We start from the raw sequence: 13,451 nt of genomic DNA on the forward strand, positions 1-13,451 counted from the left end.
GGAACGCACATGTACGCAATCACCGGAATCACCGGGCAGGTCGGTGGCACGCTGGCCCGCAGCCTGTTGGCGGCGGGCCACCAAGTGCGCGCCGTGTTGCGCGATGCCGCAAAGAGCGAGCGATGGGCCGCACAAGGCTGCACGGTGGCACTGGCCGAACTGACCGACGTGCCGGCCCTGGTCCGCGCCTTCAGCGGCACCGAAGGCGTCTTCATCCTGCTGCCGCCGGCCTTCGACCCCGAACCGGGGTTTCCGGCCGCGCGCCGCATCATCGCCGCGCTGCGCGAAGCGCTGGAACAGGCACGACCGGAAAAGGTGGTGGCACTGTCCACCGTCGGTGCCGACGCAGAGCGCCCCAACCTGCTCAACCAGCTGCGCATCATGGAGCAACAGTTCGCCACGCTGCAGATGCCGACGGCCTTCCTGCGCGCGGCCTGGTTCATGGAGAACGCACGCTGGGACATCGACGCCGCCCGCAGCGGCGCCATCGCCAGCTATCTGCAGCCGGCATCGCGCGCCATCGCGATGGTCTCGATCCATGACGTGGGCCGCACCGCCGCCGACATGCTGCAGGAGCAATGGGAAGGGCACCGCATCGTGCAACTGGAAGGCCCGCAACGAACCAGCCCGGACGACATCGCCGCCGCATTCGGCCGCTTGCTCGGCCGCGACGTGACCGCCCAGACCGTGCCGCGCGACACGTGGGAAGACCTGTTCCGTGCCCAGGGCATGCAGCATCCGTTGCCGCGCATGCAGATGCTGGACGGCTTCAACGCCGGCTGGATCGATTTCGCGCAGGGCGGCGATACGCATGCGGAGTCGCGCAAGGGCGAGATTGGCATCCAAGCGGCGCTGCGCGCGATGCTCGAGGAACAGGCCGGCGTGGAGTGAGCATGCGGCGGTTCGCGACCGCCGCGTTGTCTTTCGAGGCGACATCTTCCATCGGCAGGACGAGCGCATCGCGGCGATCGATTCGCCATGGTCGGGCGCATTTCCGAGTGACGTCTCATCCCGCAGGCGCGGCGACACGACGGCGCACGCCACAACGGCCCCAGTCGATCGATCCAGCCAGTCTGGATGCTGGCCATGCCACCCAGCCTCCCGCGTGCAGAGCCCACGCTGACGATGCACGCAAGCGGCAACATGTCGCCGCTTGCGTCATTGGACGTTTACCATCGCGTATCCCAGCATCGCGGCGCAGGCCATGTCGTCCATCCGCAACGTCCTGTTCGTGTGCGCCCGCAACCGGCTGCGCAGCCCCACCGCCGAGCAGATGTTCGCCGATTGGCCGGGCATCGAGACCGCATCGGCCGGCATCCAGGCCGACGCCGACACGCCGCTGACGCCCGAACTGCTCGCCTGGGCCGATCTGATCTTTGTGATGGAGCGCCGGCACCGCAGCAGGCTGTCGGCGACGTTCAAGCGCCACCTGCGCGGCAAGCGCGTGGTGTGTCTCGGGATTCCCGACGACTACGCATTCATGGCACCGGCGTTGGTGGAACGCTTGTTGCGCACGGTGCCGGCATATCTGCCGCGACGTTGATCGATCGCGATGGCATCGCGTTCGGCATGTCCGCCGGTGCGACGCCGAGATAATGAAAATAATTGCAGAAACCCCTTGCGCAATGAAAATAACGCAGGTAATGTGCGCGCCCATCAGCCGACGTGTTCGGCAACAACGCAGCCGACGACCATGAAACCCCGCCATTTCAACGCCTTTGTGCCCAGCCTGCAGCGCGAAACGCGCGCAGCGTCGCCACGTGCGCTGTGCGGCGATGCGCTGCGGCTGGGTCACACCCCCTGATCGACTGATCTTCCATTACGGAGATCGGTTGCATCGATCTCCGAGGAACGCGAACGCCCTCGGACACCATGCCGGGGGCGTTTTGCTTTGCGCGTTCGCATGCCGTTTTTTGTTTTTGTCGATCCAACATCCCAGGCACCCGGGCATGGAATGCCCGGAAACAGGGAAGTTTCGCTCGCGAGGCGCGCAAGCGCTGCGTCCAGGTGCCGGACGCGGGCGGCGGGGAAAGGATCGACGCAGGAATTGCCGCTTCGAAGGAGGCGTCAATCGGGAAACTGTACTTAATGGTCGCTAGCGGTACGGGATGCGATTCCCGTCCGGTGCGCACGGCACTGCCGTCGCGTATGCCTGCGGCCGGGATGTGCAGTTTCCACCAGACGTTAGCTCAGAGGTAGAGCGGTGGCGCGTCCACTGGTCGCCGGTTCGACTCCGGCACGTCGCTTTGGATAGCTCAGCTGGTAGAGCATCGGAACCTTAATCCGACTGTCGCGGGTTCGATTCCCGCTCCGAGAACCATGACCTTTCACGTCATGTGCAATACCGGGCGCAAGCCCAGCAAGTCGCGCCGCGCGGGACGCGCCGCACGCATCGCCACCGGCGCTGCGTACCGCGTGCACCGCAGCGTCGCTGCCGCCGCCGCGCCGCCCTGGACGTGCGTGCCGGCGCAAACGATCGCATCGCAATGCAACGCGATGCGCTCGCCTGCGCCGGCCTCCGCACCGACAGCGCCCGTCGGCCGCCGCAGCGACGCCGTGCGCGCACTTGCATCCATTCCAGCGTTGCGTCGCCGACGGCGTGCGCAACGCGACGTCCTCGCGCTCGTCGGTCCGGCGCGGCGACTTCATTCACAGGACCGGATCACCAGAGCCACACACAAGGAGAACGTGCCATGTTCTGGACCAAGCGGGTCGTGATCGGCGATAGCGAGCGCGGCCTGATGTATCGCAACCGGCGTTTCGAGCGCGTGCTCGCGCCCGGCGTCTACCGCCTGTTCGACCCAGCGCGGCGTATCGAGGTGAAGACCTTCAATATCGCCGTACCCGACTACGCCGGCAACGACGTCGACGCGCTGATCGCGCGCCTGGGCGCACAGTTGCACGAACTGTTCGTGCTGGCCGACCTGGGCAGCGACGAGGTGGGCCTGGTGTTCAAGCAGGGCAAGCTCGAGGACGTGCTGCCGCCCGGCACGCGCCGGCTGTACTGGCGTGGGCTGGTTTCGGTGGACGTGATGCGCCTGCCGCTGGGCGAGAGCCTGGCGGTGCCGCCGGATGTCGCCCAGCGCCTGCGCCAGCTTGGCGTGCTGTCGCGCTTCGCGGTCGCGCTGGACGTTCCGGCCGAGTCGGCGGGACTGGTGTTCGTCGATGGACGCCTGCAGCAGACTTTGACGCCGGGCCACTACGCGTTCTGGAACTTCCGCAAGAACATCGTTGCGGAGGTGATCGAGCTGCGAATCCAGTCGGTGGAGGTTTCCGGGCAGGAGCTGTTGACCCGCGACAAGGTCAGCCTGCGCGTCAACCTTGCCGCGAGCATGCGCGTCGCCGACCCGGTCGCGGCGCGGACGCGGGTGGCCAAGTACGGCGACCAGCTGTATCGCGAGCTGCAGTACGGTTTGCGCCGTGCGGTGTCGGCCAAGACGCTGGATGAGCTGCTCGGCGACAAGGCCTCGCTGGACGCGGACATCTTCGGCTACGTGCGCGAGCAGGTCGCCGGCTTCGGCATCGAGGTGCTGGGCGTGGGCGTCAAGGACGTGATCCTGCCCGGCGAGATGAAGGAGATCCTCAACGCGGTGGTGCAGGCGGAGAAGTCGGCACAGGCCAACGTGATCCGCCGGCGCGAGGAGGCCAACGCCACGCGTTCGCTGCTCAACACCGCCAAGCTGATCGAGGACAACCCGGTGCTGATGCGGCTGAAGGAGCTGGAGGCGCTGGAGAAGGTCACCGAGAAGATCGACAAGCTCACCGTGTTCGGCGGCCTGGATGGCGTGCTGAAGCAGTTGGTGACGATGAAGTGACACCGCCTTGCGCGGCGGAGGGAATCGCCGCGCATGGCTTCGAAGGAATGACAGCATGAGTACGCAAAACTACGAATTGCTGCATGCCGAGGGCACCACCCCGATCAAGGGCTGGGTGCGCGGCGTGCCGCTGGAAGCGCAGGCCCACGAACAGCTGCGCAACATCGCCGCGATCCCCTTCGTCGGGCCGTGGGTGGCGGTGATGCCCGACGTGCACCTGGGCAAGGGCGCGACCGTGGGCTCGGTGATCCCGACCCGCGGCGCGATCATCCCGGCGGCGGTCGGCGTGGACATCGGCTGCGGCATGGCCGCGGTGCGCACCACGCTGCGCGCATCCGACCTGCCCGACAACCTGGCGCAGTTGCGCTCGAGCATCGAGCGCAGCGTGCCGGTCGGTAACGGCCGTGGCGGCGAGCACCGCAAGCTGCCCGACAGCATCGCCACGCGCATCGCGCAGTCGGGGTTGGTCGAGCGCCTGGACACGATCAAGGCCAGGCATCGCCGGATCCGCACCGACAAGCTGGATTGCCAGATCGGCACGCTCGGCGGCGGCAACCATTTCATCGAAGTGTGCCTGGACGAAAGCGATGCGGTGTGGGTGATGCTGCACAGCGGCTCACGCGGCACCGGCAACCTGATCGGCAGCTATTTCATCGAACAGGCGCGCGAGCAGCTGGCGCACCGTGTGCTCGGCTTCCACCTGCCGGACAAGGACCTGGCGTTCTTCATGGAAGGCGAGCCGTTGTTCGACGACTACGTCGAGGCGGTGTCGTGGGCGCAGGACTACGCCCGCGAGAACCGCGAGGCAATGATGGCGCGGGTGCTGGCGGAGATGCGCCACCGCTTGCCGAAGTTCCAGTTGGAGAAGCTGGCGGTGAACTGCCACCACAACTACGTGCAGAAGGAAACGCACGCCGGCGAGGAACTGCTGGTCACGCGCAAGGGTGCGGTCAGCGCACGTGCCGGCGAACTGGGCATCATCCCGGGCAGCATGGGCGCGAAGAGCTTCATCGTGCGCGGGCTGGGCAATGGCGACAGCTTCCACAGCTGCAGCCACGGCGCCGGCCGGGTGCTGAGCCGCACCGCCGCGCGCCAGCAGATCACCCTGGCCCAGCACCGCGAGGCCACCGCGCACGTGGAATGCCGCAAGGACGCGGCGGTCATCGACGAATCGCCGGCGGCCTACAAGTCGATCGATGCGGTGATGGCCGCGCAGCGCGACCTGGTGGAAGTGGTGCACACGCTGCGCCAGGTGCTGTGCGTGAAGGGCTGAGGCTGTCGCGGCGATCGCGGCGGCACCGGCAGGCGCAGGCCGTCCGTTCGCGGACGGCCTTTTTTATCCGCCGCTCGCCGTATCCAACTGGCTGTCTTCGGCGATCAGCGCGTGATGCAGGCCGATGCCGGCAAGCACGCCGTCGGCCGAGGCCAGGGTCGCGTTGCCGAACATGCGCGCGGCGTCGCCGGCCGCATACACCCGCGGCAGGCTGGTCGACTTTTTCTCGTCCACGCGCAGATACGGCCCGAGCGGGCCGTCGTCGAAGGCGCAACCCAGGCGCTCGGCCAGCGGCGTGGCCATGGCCATCGGTGCGGCCAGGAACAGCGCCTGGATCGCCACGCGCTCGCCATCGGCCACGCGCATGCCGTCGATCGCGGTGCCCTCGCCTTCCAGCGCCACCGCCTGGCGCGTCTCCACCTGCACGCCACGCTTGGCCAGCTTGGCCATCAGCTCGGCGTCGTCCAGCGGCATGCCCTGCGCGAACAGCGTCACCTGGCCCCAGTCGGCCAGCATCAGCGCATGTTCCGCCGAACCCGTGGTGCCGTTGCCGAGCACGCCGATGCGCGACTGCCGGCCCAGTTCGTAGCCGTGGCAGTACGGGCAGTGCATGACGCTATGCCCCCAGCGCTCCGCCACGCCAGGCAGTTCCGGCAACTGGTCGGCGACGCCGGTCGCCAGCACCATGCCGCGCGTGCGCACCTGGCGGCCGTCGGCCAAGGCCACGTCCCAGCCGCCGGGCAAGGCCGTCGCATCTTCTACCTGCCCGTCCCACCATTCGACCGTGGGATAGGCCAGCAGCTGCGCCCTGGCCTGCGCCAGCACCGCGCTGCCCGGCATGCCGTCCAGCGCCAGCAGGCCATGCGAATGCGGGGCGTAGCGGTTGCGCGGCAAGCCCGCATCGACCACCAGCACCTTGCGATGCCCGCGCGCCAGCATCAGTGCGGCAGACAGGCCGGCGAAACTGCCTCCGACGATCACGGCATCATGCTGCATGGGTCTTCTGCTCCTGTTTGAGTTTGCGTTGCACGCGCTGGCCCAGCTTGCGCAGCGTCAATGCCTGCAGCTGTGCGGCCAGCGCCGCCTGTGCCTGCCGGTAGCCGTCGTCGAGCGCGTCGTTGACCGCGCGCTCGATCGCGCATCCCGGATGCGGGCCGCGCACGCCGTGGCCGAGCAAGAGCGGCTCGCCCAGGGCGACGTACACGTCGTACAGGCTGATCGTCTCCGGCGTGCGCGCCAGCTGCCAGCCGCCGCCATGGCCACGGCTGGAGTCGACCAGTTGCGCGTCGCGCAGCCGCGCCAGCAAGCGCCGCACCACCACCGCGTGGCTTTGCAGGCAGGCCGCCATCTGCTCGGACGTCATCGGCTCGCCATGCTGGGCCATGTGGACCAGCAGGTGCAGTACATCGGAAAGCTGTGTGTTTCGTTTCATGTAACAATCATAGTTACATATACAAACGGATGTCCAGTGCCGGTGCTCGGCACGGCGGCGAACCGCGGCCGCGGTTTCGCGCATGGGCGCGGCACACGGCGTCGTTCGGATGTAGTCAGGTTATTGGCGTCCGCGTCTGCACGACGTGCATGCGTGACCGGTTTCGGCTGCGCATCTTCACGGCATCGTGGCGCGCTCCAGCGAACCCGATTCGGCGACGGCCTTGCCCCGCACCGATGCGCGCGTGGCAGATGCATGCGTCACCCAGCGAACGGCGTCGGCCCAGCCCGTCGGCCAGATGGTCCAGGAACGATGCGATGCGCGCCGAGACCGCGGTGTTGCGGTAGTAGACGCCGTGGATCGGCTGGCGCATGTCCAGCGTGTGCTGCCGTCGCAACCCGGGCGCTGCATCGTTGCCGGAATCACCGTGGCGGTGCAGCGCGCAGTTCCGGCGCACGCCTCCGCAGCGCCTGGCCAGCCAGCGCATGGCGGCGAATCGGATGTATGCAGGGCGTGCGGCGCCAGTGTGCATCGCATCCGGCATGGAAGCCACAGCGCAATGCGCCAGGACGTCGCCGCGCGCTGCGTATCGCCGCACTGCAAACGCTTCCAAAGCGTTGCTGGCACTCACCAGCCTGATCGATTCAGCGATTCGTCCGCAATCTGCCGCCGTGTTGCGGAATCCGCCGGAAATATCCGCTAGGATCGGACCGACAGGGGGTAGCACTCGAGAGGAGCCCTACCCATGCAGACCGCTTCCGCTCTCGCTCGTCCTGCCCGCACGCGTCCCGCCATCGATCTGAACGCCGAAATGGCCTACTGGCAGGATGCCCATGCCAGCGGACGCCTCGGCCAGCATGGCTTTTCCGATTATTCGCTGCTGCTGAAGATGGGCTACGACGTCTATCTGGCGTATCCGCGCGCCACCGAGGCGCAGCTGTATCGCGTGCTGCAGGAGTCCTACCACCTGCTGGCGCCGTCGCTGTCGGTGCCGTGGGACGAAGCGCGCTGGCTGGTACGCCACGCCTGGCACCACCTGGAGCAATCCGCCAGCAGTCATTGACAGGCGCGGACGGGCCTTAGGCACGCTGCCGACAGCAACGCGGCAGTTGCTGTCGCGTATCCGCTGCGGCGCCACTGCGCCGCGCCTGCGCTCGTTATCGCGATGGCGTCGCGTCGGACGTGCGCTCCTTGGCCTCGATCTGGCCGTGGAACTCCTTCGAGCCCTGTCCGGGCGAGGTCGCCGCATCGCCCTGGGTGTGCTTGAGGCTCTGCTTGCGCCGCTCGACCACGTTCTTGGCCAGCGCCACGCGGCGCCCGACCACCATCTCGGTCAGCCAGTCGATCAGGTAACGGGTGTATTCGAGCTGGTGTTCCTTTTGGGTCAGCGCATGATCGGCGCCCTTGATCACCCGCGAGGTCAGCGAACGCGCATTGGAAAACGCCGCGGCGTAGTTCTTGAGCACCTGGCCGGGCACGATCACGTCCTGCTCGGCCTCCACCAGCAATACGTCGCCGCGGAAGCGCTGGCACGCGGCCAGGGCGATGTTGTCCGCCGGCGCCACCGTGCGGCGCCGGTACGGCATCAGGTCCGGATCCTGGTTCAGCGCCACCTTCGGTCCATCCCAGTGCGCGTCCTTGTACAGCGCCGGCGACCGCAGCGCCAGCCATTCCACCGGCCGCTCCAGGGTCAGCAGCGAGGCGAGGTAGCCGCCGTAGCTCAGGCCCACCACCGCGATCGACTCCGGATCCACCTGCGGCGACGCCACCAGGCGGTCGTAGGCGGCCTTGATGTCGTCCAGATTCTGCGCGCGCGTCACCGTCTCGCGCATCGACGCCATGCCTTCGTGGCCGCGCAGATCGAAGGTCAGGCAGACGCAACCCAGGCCGACCGCTTCGCGTGCGCGTACCAGGTTGTGATGCTGGTTGCCGCCCCAGCCGTGCACGAACAGCACCCCGGGCATGCCGTTGGTCGGGGTCAACAGCGTGCCGCTCAATGCGTCGCCATCCACCGCGATATCGATGCTGGAGAGTTTGGTTTCCATCGTCAGTCTGCAACGTTCACGTAGCGGTACTTGGTCAGGCGGCCGACGCGCGGATCCTCGCCCACGTAATACGCCTGCGCGCCGGCCGGCAGTGCGGCGTCGCCATAGCGTTCGACGGTGGCCGCAATCACCGCGTGCATCGCCGGTTCGTGCTGGAATGCATCGACCGCGGCCAGTTCCGCCGGCGTCGCGCCGCCGATGCGCCAGGACTGCTCGAGCACGCCGCACATGCGGGTGCCGTCCTGCGCGACGCCATCGATCACGTCGTAGTTGCGGCGCGATGCGTAGAAATCGGGATAGGCCTCGGCAACGCAGCGGTCGTAGTGGCGCGCCTTCAAGACCGCCTCGCGCTGCGGTGGCGGCAACTCGCGTTCGAGCAGGGCGTCCAACGTGCCGCGGATCACGAACAGCTGCGAACCGCCATAGGTCTCGCGACCGGCACCGTCGCGGGTGACGGACTGGGTGCCGTAGTAGGCGATGGTCATTCCGGCGCACTCCACCTCGCCGACGCTGAAGGTGGTCGAGCGGTCAAGTTGCCGCTCCAGCACGACGCCCTGCTGCGCTAGATCCGCGGGCGCCACCGCCTCCAGGGCCGTATCCAGCGCGTGCGCATCGTGCAGCAGCGATTGGCCCTGTCCGCCGATGCCATGGGGCAGCTTCAAGCGCACCTGGCCGCCGCGGCGCAGGCGCGCATACGCCTCGCGCGCGTCGGCAACGGCGAACGCGGTATAGCCGGGCACCGTCGCCTCGCCCAGTGCGGCGCCGAGCGCGCGGCTCCAGCCCTGTGGCGCGGCCGCGTCGGGCGCGACCAGCGGATGGCTGATCGCCTTGGTGGCGACGAACGCATGCGGCACCACGCCGCCGAGCAGGCCGCTGGCATCGCGCACGCCCAGTTGCAGCGCCTGTTCGGCGGTCAAGGTGTCGTCGGGCACGTAGAAGCCGCGGCCTATCGTTGCCTCGCCTAGCGGCAAGCGCATCAGCCGCGCGACCTCGGCGGCGACCCAGGCATGCGTCGCGGCCTCGTGCCCGCCTGGCGGATGCGTCCGCACACTGTGGAGGCGCACGTGGTCACGGACGACGAAAAAGGCCATGGGCGACACTCCGCGGGAGCAGGAAGGGGCGCGATCAAGCATGCGCATGCCAGACCAGCAGGGCAGCGATCAGCAATGCCGCCAGCAGCAGGGCGCCCAACACGCGCAATGCCCTGCTGGCGCGCAATTGCCGCCACCAGGCTCCTGCCTCGGAGATGCCTGGCGCATCGGCGGGAGTGGCGCCTGGCGCCTGCGGCGTCTGCTGCGCGGGATGCGATTGCGGAGACGGATGGCGGTGGGGGTCGGCCATGCGCACAAGGCTGTCGGCGGCGGCGTTGCCGCAGGGTGAACGCGACGTGTCCAGTGCGTTAGCGATGCATCGAGCACGGGTTGGGAGCGGCTGATGGTGCAACCCGCTGGTGGCGACCACGACTGGCTGTGCGCCGCGTCGGCGCGCGGCACCACTAGGCTGGCGACAACTGCGCCGCGACCTGCGCATCGATCCGGTGCTTGCCCGCCAACGCCTGCATGCCCTGCAGCGTGGCCTGCACCGCGCTGGCGTAGCCGCTGCGCCACAACGCGGCGCGCGACTGCCGCGAGGACGCCTCGCCCAGCGCCAACGCGAACGCCTGCACGCGCGGGTCGGCCAGCGTGGCGCGATCCAGGAACGGCTGTTCCAGCGCGATCACGTCCACCGGCGCCAACCAGGCGTCGGCGACCAGTTCGGCCACGCCGACCCGGTGCGACAACTGATGCATCGCGCTCAGGGTTTCGTGCAGCATCTCCAGATACGCCCACTGCCACAGGGCCGCCTTGAGGTGCGGGTCGGCCTGGTCCAGCGCGGACAAGGCGCCGTCGATCTGGTCGATGCGTAAATCGTTCATCCGCCGGCGCTCCACGTCGTGCAATCCGATTGCCACATTCTGCGCGCAAATAGTGAGGAGATTGTGAGCCGCGCCATCGCCGCGCCGGGCGATGACACGACCGCGACACGGCCTGGCTAGCATGCTCGTGGCGTTCAGCGCCGCTGCGCCGTTGTTGCATGCCGCGAGGATCCGACGATGCACCTGGAACACTGGCTCCTGCCGCCGCACGACTGGGTACCCAATCATCCGTTCCTGCCGGTGCTGCTGTATCGCGAGGTCGATCCCGACGGCGGTGCCGAGGGCTTCGAACGCCGCTTCGCCGAGCACGGCTGGCCGCCGCAATGGCGCGACGGCATCTACGACTATCACCACTATCACTCCACCGCGCATGAGGTCCTGGGCGTCGCCCGCGGCAGCGCGCGGCTGGTCGTCGGCGGCCCGGGCGGGCCGGAGACCACGCTGGCGGCCGGCGACGCCTTGCTGCTGCCGGCGGGCACCGGCCATTGCTGCATCGCCTCCAGCGCCGATTTCCTGGTGGTCGGCGCGTATCCCGACGGCCAGGACTGGGACGTCTGCCGGCAGGCGCCCACGCCCGAGACGATCCGCCGCATCGCGCAGCTGCCGTTGCCGCCTCGCGATCCGGTCGCCGGCCGGGATGGCCCGCTGCACGAGCAATGGCGGATGCCCGCAGCATCGGGCTGATTCCACGCGCTCCTTGCAGGCGCGGCGCGCCGGGCAGGCATGACTTCCCGCACCCTGACTTCCCGCAGACGACACGGCACGGTCCAGCGCCGATGCTGCTGCCACGTTCAAAGGAATCGCCGCCATGCGCCTATTGCCCTCCGTGTGCACGCTCTGCCTGCTCGGCGCCGCCGCGAGCGCCGCCGCCGGCCCGCAGTTCTCCTCGCAGCAATGCGGCTTCTCCACGCCCTACGACGTCATCGTCGACCGTACCGGCGTCATGCTGACCCGTAGCGACGGCATGCCGAAGACGGTGTTCCTGCACGACGGACGGCTGCAGGTGGACGGCGTCGCGCAAGCGCTCGGTAGCGCCGATGCGCAACGCCTGCGGCAGATGGAACGCGGCGCGCAGGCGCTGATGCCCGAAGTGGCCGGCATCGCCCGCGAGACGGTCGGCATCACCTTCGACGCCTTCGGCGGCGTGGTCGAAGCCATCACCGGCAGCCGCAGCAAGGCGCGCAAGCTGGAGGTGCACCGCGACGCCGCCCTCGCCCATGTGGACCGCACGCTCGGCCGGGGCCGTTGGCAGCAGGAGCTGTTCGACAAGGCGTTCGAAGCCGACGTCAGTGCCGCCGCCGAGGAAATGGCCAGCGCGCTGACCCGCGGGGTGATGTTCGCGGTGTTCACCGGTCGCGCCGACGCCATCGAAAAACGCACCGACGCGATGGAGAAGGACCTGGAGCGGCGCATGGACGCCCGCGGCAAGGCACTGGAAGCCAAGGCCGATGCGCTCTGCGTGCAGGTCGCCGCGTTGGATGCGTTGGAGCAGCAGTTGGACTACCGGCTGCCCGGCGGCAAGCGATTGGATTTGCTCGAGCATCGCGACAAGCCGGCAACGTCGACCGCGCCCGACGAGGCGACGGTGGCCGCGACCGAAGCGCCGCGCAGCGAGGCGCACTGAGCGCGAGGCGACGGGCGACGGGCGACGGGCAAGAGTCGCCTAGGCACGACGCAGCAGTGCGGCCGCCATGTCATTCGCACTCGCAGCAACATCCCCATGCCGCCGTCCGCCACACGCGGACCCGCATCAGGCGCTCGCCTGCCAGACTGCGCCGGCCGGATCGAACTCGGCGGTGGTCAACGCCGGCGCCCGCCAACCGAAGCCGCAGACCGCGAGCGGCCCTTCGCGCAGCGGGTCCATGCCGAACGCGCGCTCGATATCCACCTCGTTGATCGCCGAGGTCACGAACGCGCCCCACTGCGCCTGCGTCGCGCACAGGTACAGCAACTGCGACAGGTGCCCGATATCCAGCAGCAAGGCGCGGTAGGCCTTGGGATGGTGGCGGTACTTCCAGTTCATGCGCGCGTAACGCGGCGCCATCACCACCAGCACCGGCGCATCGGCGAACCAGTGCTGGCCGGCCACTGCGGTCCGCGCCAACGTATCCAATGCGGTATCCGCGGCGGGCAGCGGCTCCAGGGCATGATCGAGCGGATGGTAGTGATACAGGCCCGGCGCGAGACCCTCCACGCGCTGCACGATCAGATAGGCCTCGGTGGCATGCAGGCCGCCGCCCGAGGGCGCGTTCTTCTTCAGGAACGCGGCCATGCCGTCGGCCTCGACCCTGGCGCGTGCCGCGAACACGCGCTGCATCAGCTGCGCGAACGCGGCCAGCGGCAACGGCCGTGCGGTATCGAAATTGCGGCAGGTGGCGCGCCGCGCGAGCAGCGCATCGAAGTCGTCTTCCTGCTCGCGCGGCAGCGGCAGGCGCGCGGAAGGCGCGCAGCGCGCGCCCACCTCCGCAGGCGGCGGTCCGAGCTTTTCGCACAGGCCGGCGACCGTGGTCAGCCCATTGGCCTCCATCGCCACGACGCTGTCGCTGCCCTGCCAACGCCCGAACCGGTGCGCCAGCGCGGCGGGACCCCACCAATAGGCGTCACGCATGGCGGCATCGCGCTCGGCGAAACCGCCAGGCGCATCGTCGTCGTCGCGCAGCAGCAGGCCGACCTCGAGCAGGCGCGCGCTGGCGGCGGCGCACTGCGCCGGCAAGGCCTGCGCGTCGGTCCAATCGCCCGCGCTGAGCGCACCCAGCAGCTCGCGCTCCAGTGCATCGACTTCCAGTTCCTGCTCCAGATGCGGGGCCAGCACCACCCATTGGCGCCCGCGCGCCAGGCCATTGCCTCCGGCCAGCAACGAAGCCATGTCGAAGCGGCTGACCTCACGTGGCTCGAGGAACAGATGAAAACAACGGCGCACGCGCATACGGAAAGACCTACTCAACCTGGCAGGGGATTATGCCGATAGAGA

15 protein-coding genes and 1 tRNA gene are annotated in these 13,451 nt (G+C 68.6%); 8 read left to right on the plus strand and 8 right to left on the minus strand.

Translation table 11 applies throughout. The features are described from left to right. Positions 1-9: 9 nt before the first annotated feature. From VDQ83_RS10395 to VDQ83_RS10415, 5 genes are all read left to right on the plus strand, one after another. Positions 10-891, plus strand: coding sequence for an NmrA family NAD(P)-binding protein (locus VDQ83_RS10395; protein ID WP_455434865.1), 882 nt, complete (start codon positions 10-12; stop codon positions 889-891). 313 nt (positions 892-1,204) lie between these two features. Beyond that, complete coding sequence (locus tag VDQ83_RS10400) at positions 1,205-1,543, plus strand: low molecular weight protein tyrosine phosphatase family protein (RefSeq protein WP_455434866.1); 339 nt, start codon at positions 1,205-1,207, stop codon at positions 1,541-1,543. Between the two features lie 701 nt (positions 1,544-2,244). Next, positions 2,245-2,320: transfer RNA gene (locus VDQ83_RS10405), tRNA-Lys, on the plus strand. A 373-nt stretch (positions 2,321-2,693) separates the two neighbouring features. Beyond that, positions 2,694-3,815, plus strand: coding sequence for a slipin family protein (locus tag VDQ83_RS10410; protein WP_309919285.1), 1,122 nt, complete (start codon positions 2,694-2,696; stop codon positions 3,813-3,815). Between the two features lie 55 nt (positions 3,816-3,870). Beyond that, positions 3,871-5,088 (plus strand): RtcB family protein, encoded by a 1,218-nt coding sequence (locus tag VDQ83_RS10415; RefSeq protein ID WP_455434867.1) that lies wholly within the window; start codon positions 3,871-3,873, stop codon positions 5,086-5,088. Between the two features lie 63 nt (positions 5,089-5,151). Here VDQ83_RS10415 and VDQ83_RS10420 read toward each other — a convergent pair whose 3' ends face one another. The 3 genes from VDQ83_RS10420 to VDQ83_RS10430 all read right to left on the minus strand — a co-directional run bounded on the left by VDQ83_RS10420 (position 5,152) and on the right by VDQ83_RS10430 (position 7,151). Further along, positions 5,152-6,084, minus strand: coding sequence for an NAD(P)/FAD-dependent oxidoreductase (locus VDQ83_RS10420; protein ID WP_455434868.1), 933 nt, complete (start codon positions 6,082-6,084; stop codon positions 5,152-5,154). Beyond that, complete coding sequence (locus VDQ83_RS10425) at positions 6,074-6,520, minus strand: Rrf2 family transcriptional regulator (RefSeq protein WP_455434869.1); 447 nt, start codon at positions 6,518-6,520, stop codon at positions 6,074-6,076. Before VDQ83_RS10425 ends, VDQ83_RS10420 begins: the two co-directional genes overlap by 11 nt. A 115-nt stretch (positions 6,521-6,635) precedes the next feature. Continuing rightward, positions 6,636-7,151: a hypothetical protein gene (locus VDQ83_RS10430; protein WP_455434870.1), complete on the minus strand. Its 516-nt coding sequence runs from the start codon at positions 7,149-7,151 to the stop codon at positions 6,636-6,638. A 114-nt stretch (positions 7,152-7,265) separates the two neighbouring features. On the opposite strand from VDQ83_RS10430, the gene VDQ83_RS10435 reads away from it, so the two are divergent. After that, the gene (locus VDQ83_RS10435) at positions 7,266-7,583 is read left to right on the plus strand and encodes a hypothetical protein (protein ID WP_309919294.1); all 318 of its coding nucleotides are present in this window, start codon (positions 7,266-7,268) and stop codon (positions 7,581-7,583) included. 94 nt (positions 7,584-7,677) lie between these two features. Here VDQ83_RS10435 and VDQ83_RS10440 read toward each other — a convergent pair whose 3' ends face one another. The 4 genes from VDQ83_RS10440 to VDQ83_RS10455 all read right to left on the minus strand — a co-directional run bounded on the left by VDQ83_RS10440 (position 7,678) and on the right by VDQ83_RS10455 (position 10,480). Then, positions 7,678-8,565 (minus strand): alpha/beta hydrolase family protein, encoded by an 888-nt coding sequence (locus tag VDQ83_RS10440; RefSeq protein WP_455434871.1) that lies wholly within the window; start codon positions 8,563-8,565, stop codon positions 7,678-7,680. 2 nt (positions 8,566-8,567) lie between these two features. Next, on the minus strand, positions 8,568-9,656 hold the full coding sequence (locus tag VDQ83_RS10445) for a DUF3182 family protein (RefSeq protein WP_455434872.1): 1,089 nt from the start codon (positions 9,654-9,656) through the stop codon (positions 8,568-8,570). Between the two features lie 34 nt (positions 9,657-9,690). Continuing rightward, a complete protein-coding gene (locus tag VDQ83_RS10450; protein WP_263396176.1) occupies positions 9,691-9,906 on the minus strand; it encodes a hypothetical protein in 216 nt (71 codons plus the stop codon). Between the two features lie 154 nt (positions 9,907-10,060). Then, entirely contained in the window at positions 10,061-10,480 is a 420-nt protein-coding gene (locus VDQ83_RS10455) for a hypothetical protein (protein WP_263396177.1), read from the minus strand. Positions 10,481-10,657: 177 nt separating this feature from the next. On the opposite strand from VDQ83_RS10455, the gene VDQ83_RS10460 reads away from it, so the two are divergent. Further along, positions 10,658-11,164 carry a cupin domain-containing protein gene (locus tag VDQ83_RS10460; protein WP_455434873.1) on the plus strand — a complete coding sequence of 169 codons (507 nt, stop codon included), beginning with the start codon at positions 10,658-10,660 and terminating at the stop codon, positions 11,162-11,164. Positions 11,165-11,288: 124 nt separating this feature from the next. Further along, positions 11,289-12,104, plus strand: coding sequence for a DUF2884 family protein (locus VDQ83_RS10465; protein ID WP_455434874.1), 816 nt, complete (start codon positions 11,289-11,291; stop codon positions 12,102-12,104). 126 nt (positions 12,105-12,230) lie between these two features. On the opposite strand, the gene VDQ83_RS10470 is transcribed toward VDQ83_RS10465, so the two are convergent. Continuing rightward, positions 12,231-13,406: a putative peptide maturation dehydrogenase gene (locus VDQ83_RS10470; RefSeq protein ID WP_455434875.1), complete on the minus strand. Its 1,176-nt coding sequence runs from the start codon at positions 13,404-13,406 to the stop codon at positions 12,231-12,233. Positions 13,407-13,451: the final 45 nt, after the last annotated feature.

It is taken from the genome of Xanthomonas sp. WHRI 7945, assembly GCF_035026585.1.